Raw genomic sequence first — 15,785 nt, 5'->3', positions numbered from 1 at the left:
GGGTTGAGTGTGCCAGTGTTGAGCCGTGCCGAACTCTCGCGGACCGGGGTGGTCTTCGTCGTGCTTCTGCTTGCCGCAGTCTCGTCGAGCATGTGCGCGACGGGCGCTGTTGCGCGCGAATTTCGCGCCGCCGATACCCAGACCGAGAATTACCCGACCGTCCAGGCGCTGCGCTACATGGGCGCCCTGATCGCCGAGCGCACCGGCGGCCGGCACGAGATCAAGGTGTTCCACTCCCGCCAGCTCGGGGAGGAAAAGGAGACCATCGAGCAGACCCGGGCCGGTGCGATCGACCTCAACCGGACCAACGTGGCGCTGATCGGCAATTTCGTCCCGGCCATGAACGTGCTGGCGATGCCGTTCCTGTTCCGGTCCATCGAGCACATGCAGAAGGTGCTGGACGGACCTGTCGGCAGCGAGATCCTCGGCAGCTTCGAGCCCTACGGCTTCGTCGGGCTCGCCTTCTACGATTCGGGCGCGCGGTCGATCTACAACGGGGTCCGCCCGGTGAAGACCATCGCGGATCTCAAGGGATTGCGGATCCGGGTGCAGCAGTCGGAGTTGATGAGCCAGATGATGCGCGCGCTCGGCGCCGAGCCGGTCGAGCTGCCCTACGGACAGGTGCTCACCGGGCTTGCCAACCATCTGATCGACGGCGCCGAGAACAACTGGCCATCCTTCGTGACCACGGACCATTACAAGCATGCCGGCTATTACTCGCTCACTGAGCACACGATGAGCCCGGAGGTGCTGGTGATCTCGCTGAAGGCCTGGAAGAGCCTGTCGGCAGAGGAGCAGACAATCTTCAAGGAGGCCGCGCAGCGCTCCAGCCGGTTCATGCGCGAGAAGTGGCGCGACCTCGAGGAGCAGTCGCAGCGCAAGGCGCAGGAAGCCGGCGTGACCATCGTCAAGGACATCGACCGCAAGCCGTTCGAGGACGCGATGGCCGCATTCTACGCCAAGGCCGAGCGCGACCCCGCGGCGGCCGCGCTGATCGAACGCATTCGCAAGGTGGAGTGAGGCCTGTTGGCTGCGCTTGGACATAGCGAACACGCAGACAAGCCGCCCGGCCCGATCGGGCAGCTGCGCGCGCGCATCGTCGGCCTGCTGCGGGCGGTGCCGATCCGCTGGCGCATCCTGTCGATCGCCGCGCTGAACTCCGCCGTGGTCGTGGTGCTGGTGGCGATGATCTGGAACGGCGCGCAGGTGCTCGGCTCGGCCTGGGACGACGTGCGCCGGTTACGCGAATCCGACCGGATCCTGGCGCTGCTCGAAAGCGAGACCGGACGGCTGCAGAACCTGATCCACCGCTACATCAACCAGCCGAGCCCGGACCTGTTCGCCGAGATCCTGTTGCTGCGCGAGGCGGTGCTGGGCACGCTGACCAATCGCGCCGCCAAGGACCCGATGCTGTCGGGCTCGGTCGAGGAGCTGGAGCGCACCACCGACCGCTTCCTCAACGGCTTCGGTGAGCTGCGCAGCGTGCAGGCCACGATCGCCAAGACTTATGAAGAGCAGGTGCAGGGCCCGGCCAGGGACATGGCAGGGCTCTACTCGATCATCGAGGGCGCCACCGGCCATCGCGACGCGCTGATCTGGCCCTCGCTCGGCAAATCCCGCGAGGCCTTCACCGCGATGCTGGTCGCGGCCAATTCCTATTATCTGTCGCAGTCCTCGGGCGCCGCCGACGACGCGCGCCGCAACACCGAGACGATCGAGCGGACCATCCCGGTCATGATCGATCTCGCCGACAACGACCTGCAGAAGATGGCGCTGCAGCGGCTCGGCGCCCGCACCGCCGCGCTGCGCGAGGGCTTCGCAAAGCTCTCCGAGCAGCTTGCGAGCCGCACCGAGCTGTTGCGCAACACCATCGACGCCAGCCAGGCCGAGGCGATCGGCGCCATCGACGACCTCTCGACCAAGATGCGCCAGCGCGAGCAGAAGGCGCAGGAGACGTTCGACCGCACGCTGGCGGACATCTCACGGCGGGTGCTGTCGATCGCGGTGATCTTCCTCGGCATCATCCTCACCGCGGGCGTCTTGATCGCGCTGTCGATCCGCCTGCCGCTGCAGCAGATCATGACGGCGATGCGCGCGATCACGCTCGGCGACCTCGACCGCGAGGTGCAGGGCACCAAGGCGCGCGACGAGGTCGGCGCCATGGCGCGCGCGGTGGAGGTGTTCCGCGAGAACGCGATCGCCAAGCGCCGGACCGAGGACGAGTTGCGCGCCTCGAAGGAGAAGGCCGAGAGTGCCCTGCTCGAGCTCAACGCCGCGCAACAGAACCTGATCGACGCCGAGCGGCTGGCCGCGCTCGGCGGCCTGGTTGCCGGCGTCGCGCACGAGGTCAACAACCCGATCGGCATCAGCCTGACGGTGGCTTCGAGCTTTGCCCGGCGCACCGAGATCTTCGAAGCCCAGCTCAAGGGCGACGGCGGCCTGCGCCGCTCGCAGCTGGAGGAGTTCGTGCAATCCTCGCGCGACGCCTCGCAGCAGCTCGTCGCCAATCTCCAGCGCGCCGGCGAGCTGATCCAGTCGTTCAAGCAGGTCGCGGTCGACCGCTCCCATGCCGAGCGGCGGCAGTTCTCCCTGAGCGAAGCCACCGACCAGATCATCGCCAGCCTCAAGCCCGTGCTGAAGCGCTCGCCGATCACGCTGGAGGTCGACGTGCCCGAGGGGCTGCTGCTCGACGGCTATCCCGGCTCCTACGGCCAGATCCTGACCAACCTCTTCCTCAACGCCGCCAACCACGCCTTCGCCGACGGCCGCGCCGGCAGGATCGCGATCTCGGCGCGGCCGCGCGGGACCGAGGACATCGAGATCAGCTTCTCCGACGACGGGGCCGGCATGACCCCCGACGTGCAGCGCCAGGCCTTTGACCCTTTCTTTACCACCCGGCGCAATGAAGGCGGCACGGGACTTGGCCTTCATATCGTCTATAACCTCGTCACCCAGCAGCTCGGCGGCCGCATGATGCTGGAATCCAAGCTGGGACAAGGCACTACTTTTCGCATTATCATGCCCCGCGTCGCCAAGGGCGGCGCGCAAAGCACAGAAAGTGACGGATCTTCTCAATGGCCGAACAGGACGATGTCCTCCACCTGATCGACGATACCGGTACCGCGTCGGAGGATAGCAACGCCCGGAAATGGAAGATCGCCGTCATCGATGACGATCCGGCCGTGCATGACGGCACGCGTTTTGCGCTGTCGGACTACAGCCTGAACGGCCAGAGCCTGGAGATCCTGTCGGCCTATTCCGCGGCGGAAGGCCGCAAGCTGATGGCCGAGCACCGCGACGTCGCCGCCGTGCTGCTCGACGTCATCATGGAGACCGACGTCGCCGGCCTCGAGCTGGTCGAGTTCATCCGCAACGAGATCCGGAACGAGACCGTGCGCATCATCCTGCGCACCGGCCAGCCCGGTCAGGCGCCAGAGCGGCGCGTGATCGTGCAGTACGACATCAACGACTACAAGGCCAAGACCGAGCTCACCGCCGACAAGCTGTTCACCTCGCTGACCGCGGCGCTGCGCTCCTATCAGCAGCTCGAGCGCATGGTGCAGACGCGGCGCGGGCTGGAGATCATCATCGACGCGGCCTCCACGCTGTACGACTTCAAGTCGATGCAGCGGCTCGCCGAGGGCGTCCTGACCCAGCTCGCTTCGCTGCTCAACGTCGATTGCGCCGGCATCCTGGTGCTGCGCGACAATGGCGGCAACGATCCCGAGCTCTCCGTGCTCGCCGGCAGCGGCTGCTACAGCCGCTTCATCGGCACCACGTCGTCGAAGGCGCTCGATCCCGAGCTGCGCGAGATGGTGGAGGCCGCGTTCCAGCGCCGCAAGAACGAGTTCGCCGACCATCGCAGCGTGATCTATTTGCGCACCGGATCGGGTCGCGAGGTCGTGGTGCTGCTCCAGGCCGAGCGCGAGCTGTCGGAGACCGACCGTTCGCTGGTCGAGATCTTCTCGAGCCGGCTCTCGATCGCCTTCGACAACGTCATCCTCTATCAGCAGCTGCAGGACGCCAACACCCAGCTGGAGGACCGCGTCGCCCAGCGCACCCGCGCGCTGATGCAGGCCAACCGCCGCCTCTCGGCGCAATGGCTGCGGCTGCAGCGCGCCAACGGCTTCAAGAACGAGATCTTGGGCACCGTCGCGCACGACCTGAAGAACCCGCTCGGCGTCATTCTCGGCCGCACCGAGATGCTGAAGGAGCTGATCTCGACCGGCGCCTCGGAAAGCGGCGTGGTCGCCCAGGTCGACCACATCCGCGACGCCACCAAGCGCCTGACCACGATGGTCGATCATTTGATCTCGGACGCGATGGCAGATGCCTTCGACATCACCATCCGCCGCGAGCCGGTCGACGTCGCCGCCCTGGTCAAGGAGGTCGCCGAGGCCAACCAGCCGCTCGCGGTCAACAAGCAGCAGGCGATCAGCGTCACGGCGCCGGCCAACATCGTCACCATGTGCGACACCGACCGCATCCGCGAGGCGATCGACAATCTCATCAGCAACGCCATCAAATACTCGCCGATCGGCGGCAAGATCGAGGTGGCCGTCATCCACGAGGGCAGCGACACCATGGTCCGTGTCAGCGACGAGGGCGCCGGCCTGTCGCCGGAGGATCTCGGCCGCCTGTTCGGCCGGTTCCAGCGGCTGTCGGCCAAACCGACCGCCGGCGAGAGCTCGACGGGACTTGGTCTGTCCATCGTCAAGCGTATCATCGACATGCACGGCGGCGAGGTGACCGCCGAGAGCGAGGGCCCCGGCAAGGGCTCGACCTTCACCATCACCCTCCCCGCGACTGAAATACCATGATGCAAAGACCATGACTCAAAGCCAGCACATCATGATCGTCGACGACGAGGCCCCGGCCCGGGAGATGGTCGGCGATTACCTCAAGATGCACGGCTTCACCGTGACGCTGTGCGACGGCGGCAAATCCTTGCGCGCCGCGATCCAGGGCAGCATGCCCGACCTGGTCGTGCTCGACCTCAACATGCCCGAGGAAGACGGGCTCTCGATCATCCGCGACCTCAAGAGCCGCATCAACGTGCCCGTGATCATGCTGACCGCGACGGCGAGCCCGATCGACCGCGTCGTCGGCCTCGAGCTCGGCGCCGACGATTACGTCGCAAAGCCCTGCGAGCTGCGCGAATTGATGGCGCGCATCCGCTCGGTGCTGCGGCGGAGCGGGCCGGCAAAGGCGACGGACGCGCCGGCGGCGAAGTCGGACAAGGAGCAGCTGGTGCGCTTCGGCACCAAATGGCTCGATCTCGAAGCGCAGGCCTTGCGCGACGACGAGGGCAACGAGCATCCGCTGACGGCGTCCGAGTTCGGGCTCTTGAAGGTGTTCGCGGCCAACCCGAAGCGCGTGCTGTCGCGCGAGCGCCTGCTCGAGCTTGCCAACGCGCGCGACGCCGAAGCCTTCGACCGCGCGGTCGATCTGCGCATCATGCGCATCCGCCGCAAGATCGAGCCCGACCCGGCCAAGCCCGCCGTGATCCGCACCATCCGCGGCGGCGGCTATCTGTTCTCGCCGCAGGGCGAGAAGGCGTAAGGGCGAGCGGCCTCCACATCGTCATTGCGAGCGCAGCGAAGCAATCCAGAATCCCTCCGCGGAAAGACGCTGGATTGCTTCGCTGCGCTCGCAATGACGGAGCAAGCGGCATCGGCGCCACTCCCCCGTCGGGCATTCAGGCCGCGGAGCCACCGCCCGCAAGATGCCCTTTGGCCCGATCAATCCCCGCGGCCACAGCGCTGGGTGTCGCGCCACCAAACGCAATCCCGCGAATTACGTTCCCGGCGCCTGCGTCCGCGTCAAAATCCCCGCCCCCGTATTTTCCGTACATTGAAATCACACGGTTTTTTGCCCCGAATGTTTCGTCGCGGCGATGGCGGCGAAACAAATTGGCGGCGCACGAAACCATTTTCCGCTTTTCGTGCAGACGTCCCGAAACGTTGGCTGATTAACACTTTGACCCAAGGAAACGCCGCTCGGTTGCGGCGCTACGGGGAGCCAAGTCCATGCCGAACGTCATTGCCATCAACGCCCAAGCCAGCCAGAGCATCATTGCCGCTCAGGCGACCTCGGACGACATGCTCCTCGAAAGCATTGCCGGCGGCAACCGGACGGCCATGCACATCCTTTATTGCCGGCACAATGTGCGGGTGTACCGCTTCATCCTGCGCATCGTGCGCGACGCCACCGCGGCGGAAGATCTGGTCAGTCAGGTGTTTCTGGACGTGTGGCGGACCGCCGGCCAGTTTCAGGGCCGCTCGCAGGTGTCCACCTGGCTGCTCTCGATCGCCCGCTTCAAGGCGCTGACCGCGATGCGCCAGCGCCGCTTCGAGGACATCGATCAGGAAGACGTGCGCCAGATTCCTGATGATTGCGACACGCCGGAGACCTCGCTCGACCGCAGCGACACCAGCGCCATCCTGCGCGCCTGCGTGCAGAAGCTGTCGCCGGCGCACCGCGAGATCATCAACCTCGTCTACTACCACGAGAAGTCGGTGGAGGAGGTCGGCCAGATCATCGGCATCCCCCAGAGCACGGTGAAGACGCGGATGTTCTATGCCCGCAAGCAACTCGCCGATTTGCTTAAGGGCGCCGGCGTCGACCGCTTCGCCGCGTAAGCGCAATGATTTCAAGGGGATAGGGCCGCGGTTTTGACCCTATCCCCGGACACGGAAGCGTTACCGCTGATGAAACAATTGAAACAAACGACAACATCAGGCGGAAAAACTTCCCCTCTATAAAGCTCCCATACGGTTTCGTTAAACCTCCCAAGACCTCCAGCGACCCGGACGATGCCCCGTCCGGGTCGTTTTGTATTTGGGCCCGAGTGGTTGCAGCGGGCTCCCGCCTCTCCCGCTTGCGGGAGAGGCCGACGCACTCGCAGAGTGCGGCGGGTGAGGGTTCTTTCCTCTGGGGGAGTGTCCCGGTGCGGAGACACCCTCTCCCCAGCCCTCCCCCGCTTGCGACCCGCTTGCGGGGGAGGGAGCGCACCGCCGTTGTCGGTGGCACTGCTGCCTCACAGCCCGACGGCCCGTCACGAAGGCGTGACGCTGCGTAACGACCGTCCCACCGCACACGAACTGCCCTCGTGACCTCCCTCACGAGTGCCCCGATGCTCGACCTGCTGTTCGCTCTCCTCGCCGGCCTCCTCACCATCGCCGCGCCCTGCACGTTGCCGATGCTGCCGATCCTGCTCGGTGCCTCGATCGGTCGCGCGGGACATTTGCGCCCCGCGATGATCGCACTCGGCTTCGTCGTCTCGTTCTCCGCGGTCGCGCTGGCCCTCGGCGCAATCACGCGCGTCTTCGATTTCGATCCGAACGTGCTGCGCGAGGCGGCCGCAGCCCTTCTGCTCGGCTTCGGCCTGTTGATGCTTTGGCCGGCGCCGTTCGAATGGTTGTCGATCCGGCTCAACGGCTGGCTCGATCTCGGCAACACCGGCGCCACGCAGCGCGAGGGCGCGCTCGGCGGCCTGATCCTCGGCACCACGCTGGGCCTCGTGTGGACGCCCTGCGCAGGGCCCGTGCTCGGGTCGATCCTGACGCTGGTTGCGACATCGAGGAATCTCGGCTGGGCCGGCACGCTGCTGGTCGCCTATGCCATTGGCGCGGCGATCCCGATGCTGGCGATCGCCTATGGCGGACAGGCCGCGACCACGCGCGTGCGCAGCCTGGCCAGGATCTCGCCGCGGCTGCAGCAGGGCTTTGGCATGGTCGTGATCGGCTTCGCGGTCGCTGCCTATTTCCAATACGACACGCTGATCGTGGCGTGGCTCACCGGCTTCTACCCCACCGGCCAGATCGGCCTGTGATCACCCTCATCATCACCGAAAGGACGCTTTCCATGACTCTCAAGCTGCTCGCAACCTCTGCTGCACTGATCGGCATCACAATCACCGGCGCCGTCGTCCCCGGCATCTGCGACGAGGCCGCACGCGCCGCGCCTATCGTCACCGCCGCCGCGAGCCAGCAGCCCGCGCCCGACTTCGCCGGCATCACCAATTGGTTCAACTCGAAGCCGCTGAGCATCGCCGATCTCCGCGGCAAGGTCGTGCTGGTCGATTTCTGGACCTATGGCTGCGTCAACTGCGTCAACACGCTGCCGCACGTCACAGAGCTCTACGCCAAGTACAGGGATCGGGGTCTCGTCGTGGTCGGCGTGCACACGCCGGAATTCCCGTTCGAGCGCTCGGCCGCGAACGTGCAGGCCGCGCTGAAGCGCCACGGCATCACCTATCCGGTAGCGCAGGACAATGAGTCCAAGACCTGGAACGCCTATCGCAATCAGTATTGGCCGGCACAATACATCGTCGACCAGAGCGGCAAGATCGTGTTCCAGCACGCCGGCGAGGGCCGCTATGACGAGATCGATCGCACGGTGGCCAGGCTGCTGAACGCGAGCAGCTGACGCCGTGCGGCCATCGCGCGGCGGGCTTCAATTGTCGCCCTTGTTGCTTGACTCCACGGAGCCGTCCGTGGAGTTTCGCAACCCGACGCAATCAGCCGCCCGCAATGGACGCGACCACCAGCACCGACATCCGCCTTCGTGAAGGTTCCTCGATCGCACAGCGGCTGGTCGTGGCCGCCTCTGCGGCGGCCGTTGCGCTCTGCTTCACGCCGGGACTGTTCACGCACGACCTCCTGGAAATCCTGATATCGGCGGTGGCGCTGCTGGTGGGAGCCGGGTTCGTCGTCGGCATCATGATGGCGCCGGCGGTGGTGTGGATCATCACGGCGGACGAGATCCTGATCGGCCGGCAGCGGCCGTTCGGAAAGCTCCAGACGCGCCTCGTCGGCAAGGACGAGATCACGGCGCTACAGGTCCCCGGCAGCAAGAGGGTGAAGGCCCGCTTCCAACTCGTCTTCACGCTTGCCTCGGGCGAGCGCCTGACCTCGCCGCCGATTCCCGATGTCACCCATGTTCGTGACACCGTGGCGTGGATCGCGGCGCATTTCGACGTTCCCAATGTCGAGTCGCCCAGCAACCCGCTCGATGCCAGCAATCCCGAGATGCATCTCGGCGAGCCGCTCGAGGCGTTTTCGGCGCGGGACATCCGGATCGTCGCACTGATCGCGGTGGCCTTGTCCGCGGTCCCCTATGCCTACAAGCTGTGGCGCGGGCTTTCCCCCAGCCATGTCGATATCCTGCTGCTGCCGCTGGGCGCGATCGCCGCATTCGCCGTCTATCGCTATGCGAACCTCGCAACCGGCGCGTTCTGGATGATCGGAGCGAACGATATTCGCGTCGAGCGCCTGTGGGGCGACGGCAGCTTGCGGGCCGACCATATCGCCGGGCCCGACGTCAAATCGATCACGGTCGAGCGCCGCGGCCGCTCCGAGGACGAGCATTGCATCGTGGTGATCCGACTGCATTCGGGCCGACGGTTTCGCAGCCCCCGCATCGGCTCGCGGGTCGAGGCCCGCGCCGTGGGAGCCGAGATCGTGCGGCGGCTCGGGATCGCGGCGGAGAGCAACAAGATCTGAGTCGCCTCGATGGCCAGTTGTCGAAGTTGACCCCTTCGGCGAACTCGGTCTGAGCCTCTCCCGCTTGCGGGAGAGGTCGCGCCCACCGGGTCGCGCCGAAGGCGCGCCCGATGACAGGCTCCGGCGCGGGTGAGGGTTCTATCCTCTGGGGGAGTGTCCCGTTGTGGAAACACCTTCTCCCCGGCCCTCCCCCGCCTGCGGGGGCATGCGGGGGAGGGAGCTCACCTCCCGAGCGGCAACACCTATGCTTTTCGCGCCATCCCCTGTTCGTGGCATTGCTCTGGGCCCGTCAAAAAACCAAAGCATTCTCGTGACATGCCAGGACGGCGCGCCATCAACTTGCCATGAACTTGCCCCTCAGGTTTGATGGTTCCGAATGATTTGCGCTGTGGCAGCGGGGAGAGCTTAAATGACGGATTTTCGTCGCCTGACCGGGATTTTCGTGGCTGCGATGGGGCTGGTCCTGTCCACGCCGCACGCCTTCGCCCAGCAGCCGGACCGCGGCGACGAGCCGGGCCTGATCGCGGACGATGCCTACCAGCTCGAGCCGGAATGGCAGAAGCAGGTGGTGTACTTCCGAACCACGGAAGCGCCCGGCACCATCATCGTCGCGACCGCCGAGCGCCACCTCTACCTGGTGCAGCCGGGCGGGCGCGCCATCCGCTACGGGATCGGCGTCGGCCGCGACGGTTTTCAGTGGCAGGGACTGGTGACCATCACCAACAAGAAGGAGTGGCCGGACTGGACGCCGCCGGCGGAGATGATCCAGCGCCAGCCCTATCTGCCGCGCTTCATGGCCGGTGGCCCCGGCAACCCCTTGGGCGCCCGCGCCATGTATCTGGGCACCACGGTCTACCGCATCCACGGCACCAACCGCCCTGATACGATCGGCACCAAGGTGTCGTCGGGCTGCTTCCGTCTCGTCAACAACGACGTCGCCGATCTCTACGATCGCGTCCCTCTCGGCACCAAGGTCGTGATCCGGCAGAAGCCCGAGCTCTGAAGGCTCTAGATTCGAGCATGATCCCTCGGGATCATGCTCCTTCCCCTCCTCCGCTTCCTTTTCCGATACTTTCGAGAGAGAGACATCATGCGCACTTTTCGTGGCGGCCTGCTGATCGGGCTTGCGGTCGCCGTGCTGGTCGGCGTTCTCGCCATCATCTATGAATTCTACGACACCCGCACCCTGAAGCGCACCGTGCGCCGCGGCGAAGTGCTGTGCGGCGTCAACAAGGGCCTGCCGGGCTTCTCGTATTCGGAAGACAACAAGAACTGGAGCGGCTTCGACGTCGATTTCTGCCGCGCGGTGGCGGCCGCGATCTTCAACGATCCGGGCAAGGCGAAGATGATTCCGCTCGACGCCAGCGAGCGCTTCAAGGAGCTGCAGAGCCGGAAGGTCGACATCCTCTCGCGCAACACGACCTGGAGCATGGCGCGCGAGCTCGACTACGACCTCTATTTCCCTGCCGTCGCTTACTATGACGGCGCCGGCTTCATGCTGCCGCGCTCGCGCAACAAGGAGACGTCGCTGGATCTCGCCGGCAGCAAGGTCTGCGTGCAGGCGAACACCACGACGGCGCTCAACGTCGCCGACTACTTCCGCGTCAACAACATGAAGTACGAAGAGGTGAAATTCGACAACCTCGCCGACGTGGTGAAGGCCTACGACACCGGCAAGTGCGACACGTTCTCCGCCGACGTCTCGCAGCTCTATGCTCTGCGGCTGAACCTGACGAAGCCCGGCGACCACATGATCCTGCCGGACATGATCTCCAAGGAGCCGCTCGCCCCCGTGGTGCGCCAGCGCGACGACGACTGGATGATGATCGTGAAGTGGACGCTGTATGCGATGATCAACGCCGAGGAGCTCGGCGTCACCTCGGAGAACATCGACGAGGCCCTGAAGTCGAAGAAGCCGGACGTGATGCGCCTCGTCGGCACCGAGGGCAATTACGGCGAGCAGCTCGGCCTCACCAAGGACTGGGCCGCGCGCATCATCCGCCACGTCGGCAATTACGGCGAGATGTATGATCGCAACATCGGCGAGAAGTCGAAGCTGAAGATTCCGCGCGGCATGAACCAGCTGTGGAACGCGGGTGGCGTGCAATACGCGCCGCCGATGCGGTAACGGGGTCTAACCACCGTCATTGCGAGGAGCGCAGCGACGAAGCAATCCAGACTGTCTCCACGGCAAGATTCTGGATTGCTTCGCTGCGCTCGCAATGACGAGCCTGGGGCAGGTACTTTCCACATTCTCAACTGTCATCGCTCGGCTCGACCGGGCGATCCAGTATTCCAGAGACTTCAAACGTATGCGGAGAGGCCGCGGCGTACTGGGTCGCCCGGTCAAGCCGGGCCATGACACCGATTGTGAGGCGGCGTCCTGCGCCTCACCCCCGCCTCAATATCCCCGCGACCTTGCCAGCTGCTCGGTGTGGTAGTTCGCGTCGCCGAACAACTCCTCGCAGACGCGCGCGCGCTTCATGAAGAAGCCGATGTCGAACTGGTCGGTCATGCCCATGCCGCCGTGCATCTGCACGCCTTCCTGCACCGCGCGCGTGGCGGTGGTGCCGGCGCGCGCCTTGGCGACGGCGACGGCGGGCGTGGCCTTGGCGACGTCGGCGTCCAGCGCCTGCAGCGCCTTCATGGTGGCGGCGCGGGTGATCTCGATATCGATATAGAGCTCGGCGGCGCGATGCTGCAGCGCCTGGAATTCGCCGATCAGCTTGCCGAATTGTTTGCGGCTCTTCAGATACTCGACGGTGCGGTTGAACACTTCATCGCTGAGGCCGACCATTTCGGCGGCGACCGCGCCGCGGCCGATATCGAGCACGCCATCGAGCAGGCCGGCCGCCTGGTCGACCTCGCCGAGCACGCTGTCGGCATCGACCTCGACATTGGCGAATTCGATCCGCGCCGCATTGTGCGCATCGACCATGATGGTGCGCTCGACCGCAACGCCCTTGGCTTTGGGATTGACCAGGAACAGCGTCAGGCCCTCGCGCTCGCCGGCGGCGCCCGCGGTGCGGGCAGCGACGATGAGGAGATCGGCGACATGGCCGTCGACCACCAGCGCCTTGGCACCGGAGAGCTTGAAGCCGTTGCCGGCGCGCACGGCCTTAAGGCTGGTCTGCAGCGGGCGATGCTTGGCGCCCTCGTCGATCGCCAGCGTCGCGAGCAGCGAGCCGCTCGCGATCTTCGACAAATATTCCGATTTCTGCGCGGCATTGCCGCCGCGGCTCAGCACTGATGCCGCCACCACTGACGTCGCGAGGAAGGGCGACGGCATCAAGCTGCGGCCGATCTCCTCCATGATAATTCCGGCCTCGACGAAACCGAGACCGCTGCCGCCGAACTCTTCCGGCACGAGCAAGCCGGCAAAGCCCATCTCGGCGAAGGAATGCCAAAGCTCCTTGGAGAAGCCGGTGGGGTCCTTGCTGTCGCGCAAGTGCCGCAGGTGCGACACCGGCGCCTTGTCGCTGATCAGCCCGCGCGCGGAGTCGCGGAGCATGGATTGTTCTTCGGAGAGGACGAGGGCCATGTGCGTGTTTCCGATTCGAAATCTATTTGGTAGTTCGTCATTCCGGGATGGCCCGAAGGGCCAGGCCCGGAATCCATCGAGCGGCAGAGTTGGTGGATAGATGGATTCCGGGCTCGCGACTTCGTCGCGCCCCGGAATGACAGAAAGGCTCACGCCCCCGGCAGGTCCAGGATGCGCTTGGCGACGATGCCGAGCATGACCTCGCTCGTGCCGCCCTCGATCGAATTGGCCTTTGTGCGCAGCCAGGCGCGCGGGCGGGCGCCCTGCCTGGAGCGCTCGCTCTCCCATTCCAGCGCATCGACGCCGCCGGCCGACATCAGGATCTCGTGGCGGCGCTTGTTGAGCTCGGTGCCGTAATATTTCATCGCCGAGGAGAACGCCGGATGCGCCTGCCCAGCCTTGGCGAGATCGACCGCGCGCTCGGCGCAGGCAGCCAGCGCGGCCTCATCGACGTCGAAGCTGGCGATCTGGCCGCGCAGTATCGCATCATCCAGCCTGCCTTGCCCGTCGGTGCCGACCGAGTCGGCCGCGATCTGGCCGAGCGGCCGGCCGACGCCGCGCTCGCCCATCCCTGAGATCATCGCGCGCTCGTGCTGTAGCAGATATTTCGCAACGTCCCAGCCGCGGTTGATGGTGCCGACCACATGCGACTTCGGCACCCGGACATTATCGAAGAAGGTCTCGCAGAACGGCGAGTAGCCGGAGATCAAGAGGATCGGCTTGGTCGAGACGCCCTTCGAGGTCATGTCGAACAGGATGAAGCTGATGCCGTCATGCTTCTTCGCGGCCGGATCGGTGCGGACCAGGCAGAAGATCCAGTCGGCATAATTGGCGTAGGACGTCCAGATCTTCTGACCATTGATGATGAAGTCGTCGCCGTCGCTCTCGGCGCGGGTCTGGAGCGAGGCGAGATCGGAGCCGGCGTTCGGCTCGGAATAGCCCTGGCACCAGCGGATCTCGCCCGCCGCGATCTTCGGCAGATGCTCCTTCTTCTGCGCCTCATTGCCGTATTTGAGCAGCGCCGGCCCGAGCATCCAGATGCCGAAGCTCGACAGCGGTGGCCGCGCGCCGATTCGCGCCATCTCGGCGCGCAGCACCTTGTGCTCGGCCGCGCTGAGGCCCCCGCCGCCATACTCCGTTGGCCAGTCGGGCACGGTCCAGCCCTTGTCGCGCATGCGCTCGAACCAGATGCGCTGCGGCTCGGAGGAGAATTTCGCGTTGCGCCCGCCCCAGAACACGTCGGCGTCCGCCGTTGCAGGCTTGCGCATCTCCGGCGGGCAATTGGCCTCCAGCCAGGCGCGTGTCTCGCTGCGGAATGTCGAGAGATCGGCGGATTCAGAATCGCTGGTATTGAGGTCGTTCATTGGTCGTTTCCATCACTCAAAATTCGAATTGTTGCCGCCGAGTCTGGGCCAAGCCCCTGCGGAATTCAACCACTTATCGGTTATAGTCACCGCGAGGGCGAGCCTTGAAAACAAAGAGGAAACGACAATGCGCCTAAAGCTTCTTTCGCCTGGCGAAATGAACGAGAGCCAGCGGCAGACCTATGACGAGTCGATCACCGGCAAGCGCGGCAAGCCGCCGGCGCCGATGATGGCCTGGCTGAACAGCCCCGAGATGGCGCGCCACGCCACGCGGCTCGGCGAGGTGCTGCGCTTCGACACGATCTTCCCGGCGAAGCTCTCGGAGATCGCGATCCTGGTGACGGCGCGGCACTGGACCGCGCATTACGAATGGTATGCCCACAAGCGCCTGGCGCTTGCGGGCGGCATGAAGCCTGAGATCATCGAGGCGATCCGCGATCGCCGCACGCCCGACTTCGACGATCCCAAGGGGAAGATGATCTACGATCTCGCAAAGTCGCTGCACGAGGGCCACGGCGTCGAAAAGGGCCTGTATGATGAGGCGGTGAAGCTGCTCGGCGAGCGCGGCGTGGTCGAGGTGATCGGGCTCTGCGGCTATTACACGCTGGTGTCGATGACGCTGAACACGTTCGAGTTCGGCCTGCCCGAGGATGAGGTATCGGAGCTGGCATAGTTTCCCATCCGGAAACGATGGGTTTCGCGTTTGGCCGTAGCACTGGCTCGAGGCCGGGCTTACGTCCATGTTTTCGATGGAGCATTCACATGTCGCAAAGCCCCGCCATTCCTGCCGGCACCCGGATCGGCCACGTCCACCTCAAGGTCGCCGATCTCGATCGTGCGCTCGGCTTCTATTGCGGCGTGCTCGGCTTCGAGCTGATGCAGCGGATGGGCTCGGGCGCGGCCTTCATCTCGGCCGGCGGCTATCATCACCACATCGGGCTCAACACCTGGGAGAGCAAGGGCGGCTCGCCGCCGCCGCCAGGCACGACCGGGCTCTATCACACCGCGATCCTGTTTCCGACGCGCCCCGCGCTGGCGGATGCGCTGCATCGAGTGCTCACGGCCGGGATTGCGCTCGATGGCGCCAGCGACCACGGCGTCAGCGAGGCGCTTTACCTGCGCGACCCCGACCAGAACGGCGTGGAGCTGTATTGGGACAAGCCGCGGGAGCAATGGCCGTTCGGGCCTGACGGGAAGCTCGCGATGGTCACCAAGCGGCTGGATGTCGAAGCGCTGCTGAGGCAGCGGCAGGGGTGATGCTTAGAGCGGAATGGCTTTAGGTTGATTCGATTGCCACGGGTTCGGTGCAACCTCTCCCGCTTGCGAGGGCTTTGCTTAATCGGGTGTGCGGGAGCAGTTCCCGATATGAGATTT

Annotated in this window: 14 protein-coding genes; 12 read left to right on the top strand and 2 right to left on the bottom strand. The window is 65.4% G+C overall.

All coding sequences use genetic code 11. The features are described 5' to 3' along the window. Positions 1 to 9 precede the first annotated feature (9 nt). The 10 genes from XI05_RS14230 to XI05_RS14185 all read left to right on the top strand — a co-directional run bounded on the left by XI05_RS14230 (position 10) and on the right by XI05_RS14185 (position 11,634). On the top strand, positions 10 to 1,020 hold the full coding sequence (locus tag XI05_RS14230; RefSeq protein WP_333939898.1) for a TRAP transporter substrate-binding protein: 1,011 nt from the start codon (positions 10 to 12) through the stop codon (positions 1,018 to 1,020). A 54-nt stretch (positions 1,021 to 1,074) separates the two neighbouring features. After that, entirely contained in the window at positions 1,075 to 3,105 is a 2,031-nt protein-coding gene (locus tag XI05_RS14225) for a sensor histidine kinase (RefSeq protein ID WP_271502667.1), read from the top strand. Next, positions 3,075 to 4,820 (top strand): ATP-binding response regulator, encoded by a 1,746-nt coding sequence (locus tag XI05_RS14220; protein ID WP_271502507.1) that lies wholly within the window; start codon positions 3,075 to 3,077, stop codon positions 4,818 to 4,820. The genes XI05_RS14225 and XI05_RS14220 overlap by 31 nt, the downstream gene beginning before the upstream one ends. Positions 4,821 to 4,830: 10 nt before the next feature. Then, a complete protein-coding gene (locus XI05_RS14215; RefSeq protein ID WP_271502505.1) occupies positions 4,831 to 5,562 on the top strand; it encodes a response regulator in 732 nt (243 codons plus the stop codon). Positions 5,563 to 6,029: 467 nt separating this feature from the next. Beyond that, positions 6,030 to 6,641 (top strand): sigma-70 family RNA polymerase sigma factor, encoded by a 612-nt coding sequence (locus tag XI05_RS14210; RefSeq protein WP_271502503.1) that lies wholly within the window; start codon positions 6,030 to 6,032, stop codon positions 6,639 to 6,641. 494 nt (positions 6,642 to 7,135) lie between these two features. Further along, positions 7,136 to 7,834 (top strand): cytochrome c biogenesis CcdA family protein, encoded by a 699-nt coding sequence (locus XI05_RS14205; RefSeq protein ID WP_333939907.1) that lies wholly within the window; start codon positions 7,136 to 7,138, stop codon positions 7,832 to 7,834. 32 nt (positions 7,835 to 7,866) lie between these two features. Then, positions 7,867 to 8,430 (top strand): thioredoxin family protein, encoded by a 564-nt coding sequence (locus tag XI05_RS14200; protein ID WP_271502499.1) that lies wholly within the window; start codon positions 7,867 to 7,869, stop codon positions 8,428 to 8,430. Between the two features lie 104 nt (positions 8,431 to 8,534). Continuing rightward, entirely contained in the window at positions 8,535 to 9,506 is a 972-nt protein-coding gene (locus tag XI05_RS14195; protein ID WP_271502497.1) for a hypothetical protein, read from the top strand. 409 nt (positions 9,507 to 9,915) lie between these two features. Beyond that, a complete protein-coding gene (locus XI05_RS14190; RefSeq protein WP_271502496.1) occupies positions 9,916 to 10,509 on the top strand; it encodes a L,D-transpeptidase in 594 nt (197 codons plus the stop codon). 87 nt (positions 10,510 to 10,596) lie between these two features. Further along, positions 10,597 to 11,634 (top strand): amino acid ABC transporter substrate-binding protein, encoded by a 1,038-nt coding sequence (locus tag XI05_RS14185; RefSeq protein ID WP_271502494.1) that lies wholly within the window; start codon positions 10,597 to 10,599, stop codon positions 11,632 to 11,634. A gap of 273 nt (positions 11,635 to 11,907) precedes the next feature. Here the strand turns inward: XI05_RS14185 and XI05_RS14180 are convergent, their stop codons facing one another. After that, on the bottom strand, positions 11,908 to 13,047 hold the full coding sequence (locus tag XI05_RS14180) for an acyl-CoA dehydrogenase family protein (protein ID WP_271502492.1): 1,140 nt from the start codon (positions 13,045 to 13,047) through the stop codon (positions 11,908 to 11,910). A 149-nt stretch (positions 13,048 to 13,196) separates the two neighbouring features. Next, positions 13,197 to 14,411 (bottom strand): acyl-CoA dehydrogenase family protein, encoded by a 1,215-nt coding sequence (locus XI05_RS14175; RefSeq protein ID WP_271502490.1) that lies wholly within the window; start codon positions 14,409 to 14,411, stop codon positions 13,197 to 13,199. A gap of 127 nt (positions 14,412 to 14,538) precedes the next feature. On the opposite strand from XI05_RS14175, the gene XI05_RS14170 reads away from it, so the two are divergent. Both XI05_RS14170 and XI05_RS14165 read left to right on the top strand, forming a co-directional pair. After that, complete coding sequence (locus tag XI05_RS14170) at positions 14,539 to 15,084, top strand: carboxymuconolactone decarboxylase family protein (RefSeq protein WP_271502488.1); 546 nt, start codon at positions 14,539 to 14,541, stop codon at positions 15,082 to 15,084. Between the two features lie 89 nt (positions 15,085 to 15,173). Further along, entirely contained in the window at positions 15,174 to 15,668 is a 495-nt protein-coding gene (locus tag XI05_RS14165) for a VOC family protein (RefSeq protein ID WP_212255956.1), read from the top strand. The last annotated feature ends 117 nt before the right edge of the window (positions 15,669 to 15,785 follow it).

Origin of the sequence: Bradyrhizobium sp. CCBAU 11357 (assembly GCF_028128865.1) — a bacterium.
Lineage (GTDB): Bacteria > Pseudomonadota > Alphaproteobacteria > Rhizobiales > Xanthobacteraceae > Bradyrhizobium.
The sequence above is the reverse complement of the archived record's forward strand: the minus strand, read 5'-3'. Positions and strand labels throughout refer to the sequence as shown.

Excerpts from the sequence above, each read along its gene's own strand:
- XI05_RS14220 (WP_271502507.1), top strand. The coding sequence starts at position 3,075 with ATGGCCGAACAGGACGATGTCCTCCACCTGATCGACGATACCGGTACC.
- XI05_RS14215 (WP_271502505.1), top strand. The coding sequence starts at position 4,831 with ATGACTCAAAGCCAGCACATCATGATCGTCGACGACGAGGCCCCGGCC.
- XI05_RS14210 (WP_271502503.1), top strand. The coding sequence starts at position 6,030 with ATGCCGAACGTCATTGCCATCAACGCCCAAGCCAGCCAGAGCATCATT.
- XI05_RS14205 (WP_333939907.1), top strand. The coding sequence starts at position 7,136 with ATGCTCGACCTGCTGTTCGCTCTCCTCGCCGGCCTCCTCACCATCGCC.
- XI05_RS14200 (WP_271502499.1), top strand. The coding sequence starts at position 7,867 with ATGACTCTCAAGCTGCTCGCAACCTCTGCTGCACTGATCGGCATCACA.
- XI05_RS14195 (WP_271502497.1), top strand. The coding sequence starts at position 8,535 with ATGGACGCGACCACCAGCACCGACATCCGCCTTCGTGAAGGTTCCTCG.
- XI05_RS14190 (WP_271502496.1), top strand. The coding sequence starts at position 9,916 with ATGACGGATTTTCGTCGCCTGACCGGGATTTTCGTGGCTGCGATGGGG.
- XI05_RS14185 (WP_271502494.1), top strand. The coding sequence starts at position 10,597 with ATGCGCACTTTTCGTGGCGGCCTGCTGATCGGGCTTGCGGTCGCCGTG.
- XI05_RS14180 (WP_271502492.1), bottom strand. The coding sequence starts at position 13,047 with ATGGCCCTCGTCCTCTCCGAAGAACAATCCATGCTCCGCGACTCCGCG.
- XI05_RS14175 (WP_271502490.1), bottom strand. The coding sequence starts at position 14,411 with ATGAACGACCTCAATACCAGCGATTCTGAATCCGCCGATCTCTCGACA.
- XI05_RS14170 (WP_271502488.1), top strand. The coding sequence starts at position 14,539 with ATGCGCCTAAAGCTTCTTTCGCCTGGCGAAATGAACGAGAGCCAGCGG.
- XI05_RS14165 (WP_212255956.1), top strand. The coding sequence starts at position 15,174 with ATGTCGCAAAGCCCCGCCATTCCTGCCGGCACCCGGATCGGCCACGTC.